Below are 17,310 nucleotides of genomic sequence, written 5' to 3' on the forward strand. Positions count from 1 at the left end.
TGCATCCGTTTCTACACGCTTCTTGCGAGGACAAAGATTCCACCGGTAATCAGGAATATACCGAATGCTCTCCCAAGGGAGATGCTTTCGCCGAACACGACTGTGCTTGCAACCGCCACCAGCAGAAATGTTGCGCCCGCCATTAATGGAGCCGCCATGGAGAGCGGATTTACGGCGAACACCTTCACGGTAAGCAAAAAGCTCGATCCGTAGAGGGCAATTGCAAGGAGCAGCCATGGCGATAGCCAGGACGCCAGGCCTTCGCTACCCACGCCGTGCCGCCCCGCCACTTTGATCATCACCTGTGCACCCACGTTGCACAGCACCGATACGAGGGCCAGCAATGGAGCGTTCATCATCGAACATCCTTTTCGTGAGAAACGCGAACAAAAGGCGGGCGCCCCTTTATTTCATCGTAAATCCGACTCAAGTAATGACCAATAATACCGAGACTCACCATCAGTATGCTGCTCGTCATGATGATCAGGAGATTGACCGTCGTAAAACCATCGAGCGCGCTACCTTCAGCTTTCTGAATCAAGCTCATCGCCCCGACAATGCCACCTAGTATGAACATCAGCGCGCCAAGCCAGGTAATGGACTTGAGGGGAAAACTAGAGAACATGGTGATGTTGTTGACGGCATACTTCAGCAACTTCAACTTGTTCCATTTAGATCCACCAACGTCACGCTCGGCGACCTCGAAGGGGATATGAGCACTCCTGAATCCTGCCCAATGAATCAGGCCACGGAAAAACCTATTACGCTCAGGCAAGTTTATATATGTCTGTACTACAGCCCGATCAAGCAACTTGAAGTCAGAGTGGCCAGCGATATCGAGTTCCGACAAGCGGTGGAATAGTGTATAGAAAGCCCTGGCAAAGAGGCCACTAGCCAGCCCCTCTCTGCCTCGGCTCGCTTTGACAGCCTCGACCACCGGGAAGCCGCTTTTCCAAAGACCGATCATCTCCGGGATGAGTGCTGGCGGATGCTGCAAATCAGCATCAATCACAATTACGGCATCCCCCCTCGCCTCCATTAAACCGGCGAGAATTGCCGCCTCCTTGCCGAAATTGCGCGTGAAGTTGACTCCCCTGATCCTACTATCGGAGGCGGCGGCACTACAAATCTGTGCCCACGTGCCATCCGTCGAGCCATCATTGACAGCAATGACTTCCAGGGTATGGTTCTCTGATTCGGCTTCACGCGCGATAATTTGCAAATTGCGCGTCACAATCGCCTCTTCGTTGTACAACGGCACTACTACTGAAATCATTGTCATTTATTAGGACCTTCTCTCCACGGTGACGCCGTAGATCTCAATCACGCCGTTACCGTCATACATGCTTCGAATCTCAAGTGCCGGCAAGGACCGATCCGATGTGAAATCCGCACTGAGACTCACACTCGATCCATTTGTACCCCGCAGCAGCCCCTGAGAAATGTTCCGCATCTTGTTCGCACCGTCCGCGACAACATCCCACGAGCCACATTGACCATCCGTAGCCATCGAACACGAATACTCGATCGATACCCGGTATGTGCCTGGCGCAAGGTCGACGTAGGGGCCGTAGTTCAGGATGCCAGGGCGGCTAATTTCGCTGACAATGCGCTCGTCTTTGCGGCGCCCCACTACTGTAGGAAGTTCATTGGCTGAATATTCCGCTTTCGTTTCAAGCATCAAGCCGTCGATGGCCTTCGCACCCCAATGAATTGCCCCTTCTCCCCACCTCAGTCCGCGCCTACACAGGAAGATGCCATCAACAACCATGCATTCATCACGTTTAACTGCTGATGTGAGCGCCGGCGGGAGATCGAATCGGATGAATGGGAGTTCGCTCTGGGGCATGATGAAGACCGCATCTTCGTCGAATTCGGCGGGCAGACCGGCTCCCGCTACGCCGCATGACGTACGCAAGCGTGCGATGTAGCCCGTATTGAACGTCAGGCCCTGGCGAGCCGCCAGGTTCTGGAAGTACAGATATTGTTCTGGACCACCGTGGCCGCAACCGAATGCCGGATACATAATCAGATGCCGAGCGCCAGCGAGAATAGCATTCCATGGCTTAGGGTCCTCTTGGGCTGGACGATGAACGGCCTCCATAACGTTCTTTCGGATTGCCGAAGTGTCGGTCCATTGCACTGCCAATGCCACAGCAAGTACGGCGACCGGTACCAGGCGAGCTTTGCTCTTCAACAATTGGGCTAGCGCTACAAACAACAAGAGGTATCCAACCACCCAGAAAAAACGACCACTCGCCCGAAAGGTTCCGGTCACTATTTTGAATACGGAAGGAAGTGAATAGCTGAGTACCTTGTCGCCAGCCAGATACCATGTAGTCGAGAGGGCATAAAGGGTCAAAGTACCTGCCATCAGGATCAGGAACGGATACCTGTGTCTGGCGGCACCAGGACGGGGATTGCGTATTGCCGACAAGGCGCCAGCAGCGAGGACCAGAAGCCCTCCTGCGCCGAAATAATTAAAACCCTCCGCTTGTCCGCCCGTAGCGTCGATTTGGCAATGCAAGAGTAGACCTCCGCAGAAGGGGGAGGCCATATTCATTGAGAAATAGTCAAAGCCTCCAGCCCCCCCAGCCGATCCGACGTAGCCGAGAAGGTACATCAGTGTCGTTAGCACACCCAGCGACGTCGCAATGCGAAGTCCTTGCAGACGCCAGCCCTCCCCCGCGACACCCATATCAAGCACGTAGGCAAGGAAGATGGCATAAATCATTGCCAACAGGTATGGATGCACCACCAGCCCAATAGCGCTCAGAGCGATCAGGATTACGCCTGCCAGCCTGCTCTTCCTTGTATCCCAGCGTCCTGCGAAGTAGGCACTCAGCGCGAACAGTATGAGGCCATGGGTCATCAAAGACGTGTGTCCCAGGCGATTTGATAGTGCTGGCCAGGTAACAGCGAATGCCGCGGCTACGCCCGCAGCGAAGAGCGTCCGACAACCGAGCACGCGTATCAGTACAGCGGCTGCCAGAGCCTGTAATAAGTAGGCAACGCCGTGCCACAACCCAATGTACTGGAAACCCTGTGGTAGATAAGCGGTCAGCGGCTTGAGAAAAAGGGCGACCAGCGGAATACTGTCGGTCAGCGCGATGCTCACACCGTCCGGGGCGTTTAAGCGTGACGTGCGGAGCAGCGGAAAGTGCCAACTGTCGTGCGCGTAGAACAACCACCCGCTAACGTGCTGGGCGGCGTCGCCATCGGCAAAGTAGGCCCCCGTTCCGCGGAAAAAATCCAATGGATAGATATACGTCACGTATGCCAACGCTACCGCAACCGCCATTGTCACAGCTGCCCAAGTTGGACAGGCAAACACGAATATTGCTTTGGCGATACGCCTCACAAGCACTCCCCTCCCACTTCAATGCTTTTAGCCGTTAAGACCCGGTCGAGCATATCAGCCCTCGGCCGTGCCGCCCTCTAGCACCCTGTGCCAGGACCCCCTCTAGCACCCTGTGCCAGGACCTAGTCGAACCGTATAGTATGCCTTGAGCCAACACCTCTTCTCAACATGCACACGAGTTTCACTCGGCAGAGGTCGCCGAATCCTATAGCTGCCTCTCTCGCATCGCCGTAATCACGACCCACTTGCCGGAAATACCCATCTGCTCAGCCCTTTCCCAGTAACCAAAACAGCGATGCCAATGCTCTTCAAAGGAACGCCCTATGGCGGGGAAGACCTGGCCTCTCATCTGGTGACTTGGATCCCAAATGTGGACAATCGCGACCAAAAAAAAGGACTGACCGTTTGCAGGAATATGAGGCAGCCATGAAAGCGTCATTCGATCCACAAGAATTGGTGCAGTGACGCGACCCTCAAGGCTTCCATGCGGCAGACTAACGACGATTGGATGTCCGCAATTTACCCCGCCCTCGATCATATCGTTGTAGCTGCGAGAACCCAGCGCCAATCACCCATCCACCATCGGATCCCTGCACGGTGTGCAGGGATCCGATGGTGGATGCCATGTGGGACCGTGCTCAGCGACTGCATTGCACGGCCCACCACGGGTCCAATCGAACGCTATCTTTTCCTCAAAGACGTCCAAATCCACACACCCTCTACTTGCCTATGACACTCCCGCAAGAGGCACTTCCAGGCCCGCGCCTTGAACCACTTCAAACAGATTGCACAGCCCTCCAGCGCGACAACCGCAGTAAACTCTTCCTAGGCCGTTAGGAACTCGATGCGCTCTAGATCTATAACCGATATAGACTGAGCATAAGCTTGAATTTCGAAATGCGTGATGTCATCACGCACTACAAAATTAGTTTCTAGCATGTCCTCCGACAATTCAAACTCTGCCAACTGCGACTCCCCCCCTTCAACCAAAATGACTCGGACCTTCCCTCGAATATGACCATGCAACCTTAACTTCCAATTCCCTTTCCGCAAAAACCATCTAGGCCCAGCAAATAGTATTTTGCCATCCTTGCCTAAATAACGTTTTGCAATCCCGCCTTCGACCCCATCTCCATACAACTGATTCGGGTACACTGAAAATCCGGTTCGACACAAGCTATCAACGGCCGCCGACGGGGCTGCCAATACATCGCCGACCCATTCACAATAGCTACTTTTCAGTTCCAATGGCACAAGAGTCGCAAATGGCCCGACCCCATAGAGTGCCAATCCACGACCAGAAAGAAATTCTCCGATTTCGTCTGATACGTTCCCTGCGGAATCCAATTTTTCGAATAATATCTTCGCGTTGGGTGAACGGTTGAGAACGTCTCCCATCCCTTGGAGAACCCTCAGTTCATGCCCCTCCACATCGATCTTCACCAAATCGACCGCCAAATCTGCGGGCAATAAATCATCGAGAAGCCTTGCTCGCACCGCCAGTTTTTGCCCCCGCCCACTCGAAATTCGAGAGGAGGATCCCTGGCCAAGATGGCCATCGGGAAAAAATAAATCCAAGATCTCATCTTGGTCGGAGGCCGCACATTCAAATACCTGCACCACCTTCTCAAGTCCATTCAACTGCAGACTACGCTGAAGCAAGTTAGTCAGGGTCGGATGAGGTTCCACAGAAAATACTTTACCACCACCCTTCAGTCGGTTACCCAGGGCAATGGAAAAATATCCGACATTCGCTCCAATATCCAAAAATACACTCTTATCAGTCAGAAAACTATACAGAACTGCGAGATTATCCGGCTCCCAAATACCACCATTGATGATTGGTGATGGACACCCGAGGTCGCCGGTATTCACAAAAATTGGACTCTCATCCCTTAGATAAGTAAGTGCCATGCCAGGCCCGGCATAGCTGGCATATCGGTGTTTGATAAACTCAACGTCATTGGCAATCCGTGCAAACATTTTCCCGCGATCCGCATCATGAATTGAGCCCGTTCTAATCCCCGGCCCGACGTGTGCAGAGATTGTCCTACCGAGGCCAGATACTTGCCAACTGACACTAGCAAATCGTTCCTCGGTCATCTTCGCGAGGTTCGCAACCGCTTGACGAAGCTCTCGATTGTCATGCCACAAATCTGAATTATCTTTCCGCAAATCCGCGTTAGCTTCAATCATCAATGCCTTGACTCGCAATACTATCCGACGGGTCACAGGTCTCGCTAACTCGTAAAGCCATCGCCCGAGCTTAAGACCCTTGCGTTTAATAAATGGTTTTAGTTGAATAGCGTATGACCGATTTGTGCTCAAAGCTCTCGGACTAGTGTCAGCGTCGGCCGGGGCGATCGCCGAGCAATCCCTACCGCTGTTGTCTGTCGCCGGATCCTCGCCTTCGGCAACTGCAGTCGGCAGCACTGCCGAGGGGCGAGGCAATATTTGTAGGAACCGGGTAAGCAATGCAACCTCGTCAAACTGAAGCTTAAATACTTCTCCGGCAGAAACGATCATCCGATCCACTTCTCCCTTCTCCAGCGACACAATTTTTGACACAAGGTCTTGTGTATTGAAGGACCATCCATCCACAATGGCTCTCGCATTGTCCGGAACAGGTACCGGTGCTGCCGGTATCAACCAACCAGTTCGGCCTTCGAGAACAATTTCGTTGTGTGGACGAGCATTAAGGGAAATTACCGGCGTGCTCCTACTAATGGACTCAAAAAATCCGAGTCCAAGTCCTTCATGCGATGAAACCTGGATGCTGACATCATGCTCTTCGTAGAGAGCCAAAATCTCTTCCCTTGACAAACTCTTGTCAATAATTGTGATATTCTCTGGCAGTTCACCGGAGTAATAAGACGATACGGAGTCGAGGGAAGTTACGGTCAGCTCGATATCGTCACGCAGCTTCAACGCATTTGAAAAGGCCTCTATCACCTGAGGAGTGTTCTTTCGAGTCTTAGGATTATGACCCGCAACATGCAGAAAACGAAGCTTTGAGCGGTCCGCCAACCTGGCCCGCTTCTCCCGAATTCTATTACCCGGAAGCGGACTACCAAATCCGTGCCCCAAGAAAGCACCATTCTTTATCCCCTCCCGAGAAAGAGTGGACTCGGCCAACCTGGTACAATAGAAAGTCGATGTCAGTCTATTATGATTAGAAATCTCCTCCTTAATGACAATCTCGATCATCGGAACGCTGCAGATTTCCAATCGGTTTACTTTGAGAGCAAACAAACGCTCCCAATTTTGCGACCAGCAGATTTCAGGGACAATCAATGTGTGAACATTGTTTGCCAGAATGAACTGAGTAATTTCATGAACGGTAACATTTTCCCGATCGTTCAAGGAGTAATAAATAGAATCGGCGTGGGAAGGCGCACTCCAATCATCAGGATTACTTTGCCTAACAAGCCCTTTTCCATTCATCGCGTACGGTTGCGCTGAAAATATGTGGACTTTATAACCAACTCGACGCAAGAGTTTACTGTATGTGTGAGAGAGATTTCCCAACCCCTGATCACCCCAAATCGTAAACATGCCGACATTACGATTGACCGAGTTATCAATTAACCCCATGGCGGTCCGGATAAACCCGCGAAAATCACTTCCAAACATCGCACGCAGGCGAGACTGTTGCGCTTGTCCGATTTCCCTCAATCGAGTTTCGTTGTGATAGAGACTCGCTATCATTTCTACCCATTCCGCCGGATTCTCAGAAAGAAAGACTCCAGCATCGCCGAGCATCATAGGTAAATACCCGTTGGCAGTCGAAAGAACAGGAATACCGTTCATGGCCGCCTCAAAAGCCACGCGACAGAATGTCTCGTCCACTAGAGTTGGAACAATAACCAAGCGAGCTGTGCGGTAAAAATCACGCACATTGCCATATGATTTCAACTCGCAAAGCGGATGACGGCCAACTTCATCAGCCAAGCGCGTAAATAGATCCGAAGGTTCTGGCTCGCTCTGTATTCCCATGAATGGAATAACAGCCCCCAGCGCCCGAACACATTCAAGAAAAATCTCCCCCCCCTTCAGTGCGCAAACATTGACCTGCAGCACATAAGTGCCAGAATCATCCCTATTCGCCAAGAATTGAGCACTATCGGATATCGGATGTAGTACCTGCAGTTCCTCCGCGCCATTTAGGCGCTTATAGACGTCCTGCATGAACTCTGATGCTACGTACTTCGAAATCAATCCGGATTGATGGCCAATCATCGGCCTCAATTGGTGATTCTCCAAATTATCCAGAATATGACGATTACCGGTCTCCCCAAGGTCGACCAAGCCGCTCCAGAAATGATATCCAATCATAGTCGTGAGGCGACAATCTTCGGCAATCTCCATTGCCGCATCGTTAGTGCCGCCCTGCGCGTGTACTAGATCCGGGCCAAAAGCGTCGATTGCCCGCTGCATGTCTTCCCTACATCGTCCTCCTGCATAACGAACATCCACGTAGTAGGGCGTATAGGTGACCGAGTCCTCTATATACCAGCCTTTTTCCGGGTGGAGAAAGCTTACCCAAACGCATTTCACGCCAAATTCACTCAGAATTCTGCATGTTTGATGCATAAAGGACTCACCCCCTCCCATCGGATAACCGAGGTGGGTGGGGATCAAGTACACGGGAACAATCTTTCCAAGCTTCCTCAGTTCTGCTATGAATTCTATTTCTGAGTAACGATCAATCAAATCGAATACATAATCCTCTGCAACCCAGGCTAGGCGCAAGAGAATGTTGAAAATTTCATTTGGTAAAACAAGTTGAAAAGAAGTCTGTGACCGCAGGGAGTCGCATTTCTTAATATCACTCAGCGCAGGAAGGTTTCTGCAATTTCGCGCAGCAAAAATAACTTCACCGATCTTCTGCGGATCAATAAGCGTCTCCCCGAGAGCAAGCGATTCGAATTCGTACGCCTTCAGGGCACAAAAAAGTCGCTTTTCCGGACAATTTTCCTCGACATAAGGCAAAATAACCGACCGAATCATCTCCAGCCTCTGCCCAATAATGTCGTATTCCAGCATCCACTTATGAGCACCCGACACGTCTCCATTGAGACCCTGACCTATTGTTGCTTCCAACTGAATCGAATCACCAGCTGATATGCTGATGTTGGATATCAGTGCGAAGATGGCCTCCAAGTGACCCGCCTTGGAAAGCAGGCGAATACATGTGCTAACCCCGTCCTGATCGGCACGGAGCGCGGATATTAGTTTTGAATCGGTAATTATCAGAGCTTCGGACAAGGCGTAAGCTAGATTACTGCCGTTTTCGTCAAGCACCTCATCGAAAGCAAGTGCCTTGGCCGAATCAATGAGATTTCGGGATCCGCCCATGAGTAAATTATCGACATATAAATTGTTCATTCTCGCAACCTAGCCTTTCGCACCGATCGGATTCGACGTCATTTTCTCCCAATCGACGAAGAAGAAGCGATCAGAATTACTAACTAATAGCACCACCGCAACGATCAATACTCCGAACAGCATGTTTAATTTGGTAAACTTCCAACTCCGGACATAGGCTGTCTCGGTAACCATGACGGAGAACGCTACACTAGTAGCAAGCACGGCCCAATAAACATATCGAAAATCTGCCATGGGCGTCGCTGGCACGTAGCCAAGAATATAAAGAAGAGCAGATATTAATAATGCTCTAACAACCGCTGTAGACGCAGTCTTGGCGGATAAAAATGTTACCCAAAGAAGTGCCAGCGAAAGAAGAAGCCAAAAATACGGCTTGAAGAAAAACGAAATAGCTGCAGCGGATGATTTAACGTACCATTCAACCGCTACCGTCAGACCATTCTGAGCCTGTCTAATCCCCATTTTATTCTCATCTATACCAGGATGCCAAATGTAAAACGGCTCCATGCTCGATGATCGAAGCAAATAGGAGAAGGCCGATAATCTAAACCACAAATAACTGAAAGGATCTTCAACAACTTCCCGACGCCAAACATCTCTAGTTCGAGAACTATAAAGATCACTTCTCGAATAACTCTCTTTACGAGAAAGGCAAAAGTCCCTTCCAACAAGTTTGTTTTCCCCCACCTCCTGGCTGGCGCAATCCCGTATATCATCCATCGGAATTCCGGGTATCAAACTTCTACCTCTCTTCATCGACAAATAGGAAAGATCATCAACCATCATATAGGTGGATGGACTCGATTTCACCGCCCGCAGAACTTTATAATTAAGAACATTTCCAAGCGCGATCAACACGACCAAAAGCGCCATCGCAAGAGCGGCAATTCCATATTTGGAAGTGCGATCAAACCATTGTCTCAACATTAGAGCGACGATAGGAATCGCAGCAAAGAGAGCATTGTATCTAAGATTTATCGCATAAAAGACCAAAATAAGCGCTACCACCATTCTCGCTCGGGTTTTCTTCTGAATGATCAAACCCATGGCCAAGAGAAGCGCGTACGCCATCTCAACATCTTTCCATAGCACACCGGAAAAATTCACAATCCACGGCAAAAATCCTACCCCCAGGATTATCCAAGAATATCTCTTATCACTATATTTTTGATACCAAGCATACAATCCCAGCCAAAACAATCCCAATTGAAACAGCAATAACCCCTGCGGTCCGTCAACATAAACATCCAGCATCGACCAAACCCACGACATGATAGGTGGATGCCAATCATTAAATTCCAATGTTTTGGAAATTGAATACTGCACAAGGGAATCCGGAGACATGAACCCCGGATAGAAAGCCGTTACTAGTAATACATAACCGAGGATAGCGATACGCACTGGCGTTCCGAGCGCCTTCAGTTTGGTCATCGAGTTTGCGTGCATTTACACACCCGAGCGCGGATTATAGATTCCGACGCAAACTTTAATTAGTGTACTCAAAATGGCTAAATTACCCTTGAAACTGCTAATTTTGGTCGGAACTTCGCCATCCGGATATCTCCGAATAGTTGGGATCTCGTCGCATCGGTAAGCAAGCTTCGGCACTCGGTACGAAAAATACGCGAGGAGTTCATAGCTCATGAACACATTACGAAACGGGGCAATATTGGGATCGAGGAGCACCCTTCTACTGTATGCACGAAATCCCTGAGTAGTGTCCGTCCACTTAAAGCCCGAGGCGAGACTTAACATCGGCGCGTGTATGAAGCGGATAGCCAAATCCCTCAATTTTGGGGTATTCTCAGCCTTACCCCCGGGTAAAAAGCGAGAGGCCTGTACGAAATCCACCCCATCCTTCAAAGCATCAATGAACCGGGGAATTGCCTCCGGGTCATCTTTGTCATTGCCGTCAATGGTAATGATCCCCTCATAACCCTGATCTAACGCAAAGGCATAGGCACAGCGGAGTTGTGCACTGAGCTTGCCTGCCCCTTTTTTGACCAAAAGACCACAAACTCCCGCCTTTTTCAGCCCCGTCAATTCAAGGGATCCGTCATCACTACCGCCGTCAACAATTATTATGTCTGCCGTATTGGCAATGCTCAATGCTGCCATTCTTGTCAGAAGCCCTTTTATGCGATCACCCTCGTTGATCACTGGAATTACTACGCACCAACGATGCTGTCGACGTAACCAAAGCGGTACCTCGAACGCCGGAACATCCCAAGTCGCTCGAACGTCGGGGCAAATATTTGAGGTCAGATTCATGCTTCTTATCTCTTACACTGCATGAACAGTGATGAGAACCACTCCAGCTATTACTAATAAGATACCGACGCCAGCAGTCCAGTGGATCGGCTCCCCAAAAATAAAAAAGGAGAACAAGGCAACTGTTGCAACGGCCCCAGACGTAAGTATTGGGTGCGCTACATTTAACGGTAGGCGAGCAAGAGCCGCTGCGTAGAGCAGGAACGCGCCGCCATATAGGCTCAGCCCGGACCAAAACGGCCAGTTAAGCACAAAGGCCATCGGGTCGGATAGCGTTGGAAATCTTCGTGGTGGTATCATCGCCATTTTTATTAGAACGCTGGCAGACGCATTAGTAGTGATACCAAGTATAAGAATGAGCCACTTCATCGAGTCACCACACAAACATTTCGATAATGTTCATTAGCTACCTTCAGGCTTCTTTCGATTGACACCAGGTGCGGTTCATTGTTGGTCGCTACCATTTCGATCGAGACGATCGACTCGGGCAAGTATCGCCTAATTGCCGCACTTATCCGTGCATGATCACTTCGACCATCACCGAGAGGAAGTAGATCCGGTTCACTCGCATGAATATGACCAATCAAGGGAGCGCAATCCTTCAGCACGGCTGCAGCAGCTTCTCCATTGATCGTCAATGCGCCGGTGTCAAATTGCATCTTGATCGCCGCATGGTCAACATATCTAACCATTTGAGCAGCCTCGATACTCGTTGTCATAAAATTCGCGCCGTAACAGGGTGGATTCGGCTCGAGGCAAATGAAAACTCCATGTGACATAGCAATGTCACCAAGCCGTCTAAAGAATGACACTGCCACTTCCAATGATTCTTGGAATCCTAGGCCCGTACGGTCCCGATTTTTGGGAGACCCGAACACTATCCGTGGGGCTCCCAGTTCGGCGCCGAGTCGACAAACCGCCGAAAGATGTGCGAGCATTTTCTCCCGTACCTCATCGGAACCGAACAGGTTTAATCCAGTGGTTCCAAATAGCAATGCCTGCATACCGGTAATTTCGATACCTTTCTCTGCCCACCAGGTCTTCACCCGCGCCACATCTTCTTTGGTGGTATTGTTGTGCAAAGGGAAGTACTTTCCCGGTGCAATATCTATTGCATCGATGCCGTAGTGCATTAGCAATTGGGCGACCGTCTCGTCTTCCGAGACATCCCAGGCAATGTTAGATATCGCAAGCCTCATCCTGTTACTCCCGCCTCCAACTTCAACGTCATCGCCTCAGACTGCGCGAAGGCCCGAATCGCTTGAATCGACTCACGGGTGCTGTATTGGTAATCGCCCTGCACTCCAAAAGCTGCTGCGTGTCGGGTGCGCATGTCGTATCGTGCGGGAGATCCAGCCAATTCGTGGCTAAAGATCTTACCAAAACCATATAGGGAAACATCTGCAACACTCATTGGTGCTGCAGAAAAATGGACCAGACGCAGTCCGACATCGAGAGCAATTCTAATGTCATACCACAAATTGATCATTGGGTAAAACTGAAATACCGCTCGACTGTCAATCAAGTGCAGGTTGTTCTCGTTCAAGAAATCAAAAATAGCGTTCTTGCGTAGACCTGGCCCCACCAACCCAGGAAGGCGGACAATCAGATAGTTTGAGAAGTGGGTTTCCACAAATTCCTCAAGAAACCGCCTATGTGTGCCGTAGGCATGAAGCCCAGTAACATCGACAATGGTATCTTCATCCACACCGACCGGATTCTTGAAGACATCGACTGTACTAATCAGAATGAAAGTTTTGCACTTTATAGTTTTCAAGTGCGCAATTAGACTTTCGATTTTTTGGCGATCTGAATGCGGCTCGCGATTTGCAAGCCATTTTTGGGCTGGTGCACCAGCGCAAACGACTGTATCAAATACCTCGCCTTTAATGTCGGATATATTGGAAGAACGATATAGCGCCGCAAATTTTGTCTGCTTGAGCAGCGTACCCCCAACGAACCCTGAAAACCCGATCAACGCATTTTTCATTTAATTCTCCAAGACGCTTCCAAACTGTTCGGCGTTCAGCAGCTCAAGGACGTCATAAATATTATCAATCTTTCCGCCGAGTACGGAGTAACATCCGGGGAGTTCGACGTGCCGCTCAAACAAGATAGGTCGACCGTCGTCCCCTTCGTTCTTTGCAAGAACCGTCTTAACCTCAAAAAGAGACTCGACATACTTTGCGCCTGTCACCGACGGCAGATATCGCCGCACGTCTCTAACCATTCGGTCTACCCGAGTTTCGCACTCGTAGGATGCGAGCCTTTTATATGGATCTATCCCCCGTTCATCGCTCCAGTTCAAATGTGGGGTGTAACGAACGTGAGAGAGTGTGTGCAAACCGCGCGCCGGAAAGGGCATCATTGAGAAGAAAGGGCCGTCCATAACCGTGATACCCAGTCCTTGAAGTACAGAGGGGACTTGCATCAGTGCCATTTCTGTGATCTCATGTTTCAATCTCGTTCGGGTGCCCCCGAACTCGCCCTGAAATTGATTAAGACCACTGTACGTACAGTTAAAAACGTATTGGCAATCGATCACTTCATCAATAGAAGTTTCGTCTGATTGGATAACAACTATCAACGAGTTCCTGGGTCCCCTGGATATTGCATTCACTTGCGTCTGAAATCGAACCCTCACACCGCTCTCTTCCAATTCACGTTGTGCGCTTTGAGCTAGGCGACTCGTGTCAAAAGCATACTCTTCTACGAGGAACACGTTCTCAATCAGTCGAGGCTCGAAGAGGTTTCGAAGATGCGACTCAGCAGGTTGAATCCTTGCGCCGATCTCCCGGCAGAAGCGTTCGAACTGTTTGGCGGTGACTTTGGAGTTGCGACGAGCAATGGCGTAGAGCTTGATGAAATCCTGTTTTATCGCGTGTGGCCAGTCGTGTACAAATCGGGGCAGATTGACGCGACTCCGGTAGGCGGTCGTGAAACTACGTGGATAGTGATAGCCATTATGGACCCGTGCCTGGTTGCTATATGAGGCACGCGCCAATAGTGACGTCTCACGCTCAACGAGAAGAATGCGCTTTAGGCCTCGCTGTTTAGCCAAGTAAACGGCAATCGCGGAGCCATAAAAACCGCCTCCAATAATTAGCGCATCCACTTTATTGTCTGACAGCCTCATCCGGCAACTCGTCTAGACGGGGAAACCGGCGCTCTAATGGCCTGCGATTCCACTACTTCAATATTGAGTTTTTCTCGGCGTGTAATGCGAGCGCTCGTGAACTCCTGACCAATATGATAGAGAGGCCCTTCGTTCGACAAGCTGGCCATGTTAAGGATATATTCGCCAAGCACCAGGAGCACCAAGGAAATCAGAAAGAACATCCCGGATTGCTGCAATGACAAACTGATCCATCCCGGGGCAACGTCTGCCTTAAATAGACCAATAGCGACCACGTAGATTGAATAAAATAGGTTGGCAACGGCACCGAATAGCGAGAGAGAGGTCACGAGCCGCATGGGCGCTCGGGTTGTCGAGATCAATAGTCGCATACCGCGATCCACACTCTCGCTAAGCCTCTTCTCGCGTAGCTCGCTTGGTTTGGCGCTGTACTCGAGATTGGCCCGTGCAAAGCCACCTGTTGCCGGCAGATGGCGATACGTTACAGCCGGTTGCGGGTGCTGCAAGATAAAGTTGACAACCCGTTTGCTCAGAAGACGGTATTGGGGCGCCTCTTTGGCCAAGTGAATCCCGCTGAACGATTTGTAGAGTCTATTAAAAATGGCGTTAGCGCAACGGTATGCCCAACTTTGCGATGACTTCTGCCGATTATTTGCAAAAACGACATCCACACCAGAGACAGCAGTATCGAGCATTTCAGGCAAAAAGATGATCTCATCTGCTAACGGATCAATTACCGCGATGAAATCACCTAGTGCATTTTCAAGGCCGACCCACGATGCGGTGTCGGCGTCTACCTCCTTAGTCAAGGCATATACCTGCAAATTTGGTAGCCCATTTTCGTTAGTCAGCCTCTTAAGAATTGCCACACTCTCGTCGTCCGAGCCATTATCAACCACAATCAATTCATGGTCGGCGACCAAGGACGAAAGAAAGCCGGCTGCATTTGTTAGGAGATGCTCTAAATGGGCGGAGTGGTTGCGGACTATATATACAACCGAAAGAAAAATCGGGAAATTTGCCATCAAGTGCCCCCAAATACCCGCGAATTAGCGAGCGCCATTTATCATGAAGACTGCTATTTTAAGCTGTGAGGGTGGCTCCGTCACCCTTTTTCCTGCGATGCAGCGTGAGCCTCCCTGCGCTTAGGCTCCCGCTGTTTGTACTCCTCGCCCCGAGGCCGCCCTGAGCCAATTTGGACACCTCGAGCCATGATCAGAACCGCTCCGTCAGAGTGACTGTCTGTATCAGACGACCTCCTCATGTCAAGCCCGCCGCGTCGCAGAAGTCAATCTGACTCAACGGATCCTGCATCATGCGGCGGCTTTCGCGCCCGTCCGCCGGACCACTTGCCCGGCTTTGGGACTGGCATTCAGTCTCTAGCTTTCGTCACTAATTTGCACGATGTGCATGATCTGCCGTCAACGCTGATCTGCGAACGCCGGGGCCATTGGGTAAACGCAAGGTCACTCGCCAATACGGAAGGAGTCGGCCTCTTCACGCCAGAACGGCGGCGAGCCGTCGATGACGAGCAGCCTCGGTCCGCTGATCGCGCGGCTTAAGAACTCGGGCAATCGGTTCCGTTGGCGCGCCGTCGCAAGTCGCATCACAGGTCGGTGACCGTAGTGAAGCACCTCTTGATGCCCGCCCCGCGTTACCCGATAGGCGGGCGCGCTTGCGATGTGCGTCATGCCAACGCCAGAAAACCCAAGCAGCAAAACATTCTCAGCCCGCTCGATCAATGCGAGACTGGCCAACTCTTGTATCTGCTCGTCCGGAGAATGCTGGCGAAGCCGAAGTCGAATTGCTCCAGCGCCTTGATGCTCGGCAGGAACGCAAGCTTCGTGAATATCCGGCGCTTTGCGCTCCTGGCGTGCACCGTGTTCGGCCTGCAGGGAAGTCGCGCCAGGAAGTCGGCGATGCTCGCACCGATCGTCGCGGCGTGGTTGCGCGTGCACGCAACTACGCGCAAGCGTCCGACCACACTGGCAGATGAGCAGGCAGCACTCCTACGTCGACATCTGCCGCTGTGTTCTCTCGAAGTTGTGCCGCGGGCTGCCGCGCAAAAGCCGAAAGCCCCGCAACATCCGCAGGCAGTGTATGAGTGCTGCTGGAGGTTGCCGCATGAATCTCCAGCATCGGAAGATTGTCAGGCTGCGCGTGCACCTCAAGCTCGACAGTATCGCCAGCGATTTGGGAGCACTCGCGCGGCAGATGGCGGCTAAAGTGCTCCATCTTGCTCTTGACCATCACCCGATAGAGGACTGACACCTTCGGTCTGACGCCGTGGGTCTCAGCGACGGCGAAGTGCGGCCACGGTTATGGATACTGAGAAATTTCTCGCCACTCGCTTTGCGAGAAACAGTGATACGACCTCAGATCCACGCCTTAACAGTCGTGTCTGTTCATCACGCTCCAAAATATGCTGCAACCACCGATTGAGGATCACCATCCATGCGGACTTTCCCATGCTCCAGCCAGATAACGCGATTGCATGTATGTAAAATCAGCTCCCTAGAATGACTTGCAATCACCAATATATTAGTGGATTGGACCAGCTCGGCCATGCGCGCCTCGGCCTTGTGCTTGAAGCCTTCATCGCCCACCGAAAGCCATTCATCCATCAGTAGAATTTCCGGTCGAACAATGGTCGAGACCGCGAACGCCAAGCGCAAATGCATGCCAGTCGAATAGGTACGTAACGGCATATCGACGAAATCCCCAAGCTCGGAAAACTCGATAATTGCGTCAATTTGCTTCGCGATTTCGGCTCTGGTCATGCCTAGGAGTCCTCCGCGAAGGTAAATGTTTTCCCTACCTGTCGCTTCAGGATCGATCCCCAAGGAAATATCGATCAGCGACCCGATATCGCCTTTGATTTGGGCGGTACCTGAAGATGGCTCATAAACGCCGCTCAACAGCCGAAGCAGCGTACTTTTACCCGCACCGTTGTGCCCCAGCAATCCGACTCGATCTCCGTCTTTTAGGGAAAAATTAAGGCCTTCTAATGCCCGTACCACAACGCGACCTTGCTCGTTGGCTCCTAGTTGACCACCCGTCGCAACCTGGATCAACCGTTTCTTCAATGATCTGCCACTTGCATTGTAAATAGGAAAATCAACACAAACATCCTTGAATTCTATAGACGCCACCG

At 51.0% G+C, this 17,310-nt stretch carries 13 protein-coding genes; 1 reads left to right on the plus strand and 12 read right to left on the minus strand.

The window, feature by feature from the left end:
* Positions 1-11 precede the first annotated feature (11 nt).
* From KHO22_RS02450 to KHO22_RS02505, 11 genes are all read right to left on the minus strand, one after another.
* Positions 12-359 (minus strand): hypothetical protein, encoded by a 348-nt coding sequence (locus KHO22_RS02450; protein ID WP_211945518.1) that lies wholly within the window; start codon positions 357-359, stop codon positions 12-14.
* Complete coding sequence (locus KHO22_RS02455; RefSeq protein ID WP_211945519.1) at positions 356-1,282, minus strand: glycosyltransferase family 2 protein; 927 nt, start codon at positions 1,280-1,282, stop codon at positions 356-358. Before KHO22_RS02455 ends, KHO22_RS02450 begins: the two co-directional genes overlap by 4 nt.
* 3 nt (positions 1,283-1,285) lie before the next feature.
* Entirely contained in the window at positions 1,286-3,361 is a 2,076-nt protein-coding gene (locus KHO22_RS02460) for a DUF6311 domain-containing protein (protein WP_211945520.1), read from the minus strand.
* Between the two features lie 825 nt (positions 3,362-4,186).
* Positions 4,187-8,749 carry an FkbM family methyltransferase gene (locus KHO22_RS02465; RefSeq protein WP_211945521.1) on the minus strand — a complete coding sequence of 1,521 codons (4,563 nt, stop codon included), beginning with the start codon at positions 8,747-8,749 and terminating at the stop codon, positions 4,187-4,189.
* A 9-nt stretch (positions 8,750-8,758) separates the two neighbouring features.
* The gene (locus tag KHO22_RS02470; RefSeq protein WP_211945522.1) at positions 8,759-10,180 is read right to left on the minus strand and encodes a hypothetical protein; all 1,422 of its coding nucleotides are present in this window, start codon (positions 10,178-10,180) and stop codon (positions 8,759-8,761) included.
* A 15-nt stretch (positions 10,181-10,195) separates the two neighbouring features.
* A complete protein-coding gene (locus KHO22_RS02475; protein ID WP_211945523.1) occupies positions 10,196-11,020 on the minus strand; it encodes a glycosyltransferase family 2 protein in 825 nt (274 codons plus the stop codon).
* Between the two features lie 365 nt (positions 11,021-11,385).
* Entirely contained in the window at positions 11,386-12,219 is an 834-nt protein-coding gene (locus KHO22_RS02485; protein WP_211945525.1) for a sugar phosphate isomerase/epimerase family protein, read from the minus strand.
* Positions 12,216-13,010: an NAD(P)-dependent oxidoreductase gene (locus KHO22_RS02490; RefSeq protein ID WP_211945526.1), complete on the minus strand. Its 795-nt coding sequence runs from the start codon at positions 13,008-13,010 to the stop codon at positions 12,216-12,218. Before KHO22_RS02490 ends, KHO22_RS02485 begins: the two co-directional genes overlap by 4 nt.
* The gene (locus KHO22_RS02495; RefSeq protein WP_211945527.1) at positions 13,011-14,156 is read right to left on the minus strand and encodes an NAD(P)/FAD-dependent oxidoreductase; all 1,146 of its coding nucleotides are present in this window, start codon (positions 14,154-14,156) and stop codon (positions 13,011-13,013) included.
* Entirely contained in the window at positions 14,153-15,181 is a 1,029-nt protein-coding gene (locus tag KHO22_RS02500) for a glycosyltransferase (protein ID WP_211945528.1), read from the minus strand. The genes KHO22_RS02495 and KHO22_RS02500 overlap by 4 nt, the downstream gene beginning before the upstream one ends.
* 441 nt (positions 15,182-15,622) lie before the next feature.
* Positions 15,623-16,114, minus strand: coding sequence for an ATP-binding protein (locus tag KHO22_RS02505; RefSeq protein ID WP_230426726.1), 492 nt, complete (start codon positions 16,112-16,114; stop codon positions 15,623-15,625).
* 166 nt (positions 16,115-16,280) lie between these two features.
* Here KHO22_RS02505 and KHO22_RS02510 point away from each other — a divergent pair, with 166 nt between their 5' ends.
* Positions 16,281-16,424, plus strand: a complete 144-nt coding sequence (locus KHO22_RS02510) for a hypothetical protein (RefSeq protein WP_211945529.1) — start codon at positions 16,281-16,283, stop codon at positions 16,422-16,424.
* Positions 16,425-16,564: 140 nt separating this feature from the next.
* Here KHO22_RS02510 and KHO22_RS02515 read toward each other — a convergent pair whose 3' ends face one another.
* A complete protein-coding gene (locus KHO22_RS02515; RefSeq protein WP_211945530.1) occupies positions 16,565-17,308 on the minus strand; it encodes an ABC transporter ATP-binding protein in 744 nt (247 codons plus the stop codon).
* Positions 17,309-17,310 lie beyond the last annotated feature (2 nt).

It is taken from the genome of Cupriavidus yeoncheonensis (genome assembly GCF_905397275.1).
Classification (GTDB): domain Bacteria; phylum Pseudomonadota; class Gammaproteobacteria; order Burkholderiales; family Burkholderiaceae; genus Cupriavidus; species Cupriavidus yeoncheonensis.

Excerpts from the sequence above, each read along its gene's own strand:
- KHO22_RS02450 (WP_211945518.1), bottom strand. The coding sequence starts at position 359 with ATGATGAACGCTCCATTGCTGGCCCTCGTATCGGTGCTGTGCAACGTG.
- KHO22_RS02455 (WP_211945519.1), bottom strand. The coding sequence starts at position 1,282 with ATGACAATGATTTCAGTAGTAGTGCCGTTGTACAACGAAGAGGCGATT.
- KHO22_RS02465 (WP_211945521.1), bottom strand. The coding sequence starts at position 8,749 with ATGAACAATTTATATGTCGATAATTTACTCATGGGCGGATCCCGAAAT.
- KHO22_RS02470 (WP_211945522.1), bottom strand. The coding sequence starts at position 10,180 with ATGACCAAACTGAAGGCGCTCGGAACGCCAGTGCGTATCGCTATCCTC.
- KHO22_RS02475 (WP_211945523.1), bottom strand. The coding sequence starts at position 11,020 with ATGAATCTGACCTCAAATATTTGCCCCGACGTTCGAGCGACTTGGGAT.
- KHO22_RS02485 (WP_211945525.1), bottom strand. The coding sequence starts at position 12,219 with ATGAGGCTTGCGATATCTAACATTGCCTGGGATGTCTCGGAAGACGAG.
- KHO22_RS02490 (WP_211945526.1), bottom strand. The coding sequence starts at position 13,010 with ATGAAAAATGCGTTGATCGGGTTTTCAGGGTTCGTTGGGGGTACGCTG.
- KHO22_RS02495 (WP_211945527.1), bottom strand. The coding sequence starts at position 14,156 with ATGAGGCTGTCAGACAATAAAGTGGATGCGCTAATTATTGGAGGCGGT.
- KHO22_RS02500 (WP_211945528.1), bottom strand. The coding sequence starts at position 15,181 with ATGGCAAATTTCCCGATTTTTCTTTCGGTTGTATATATAGTCCGCAAC.
- KHO22_RS02510 (WP_211945529.1), top strand. The coding sequence starts at position 16,281 with ATGAATCTCCAGCATCGGAAGATTGTCAGGCTGCGCGTGCACCTCAAG.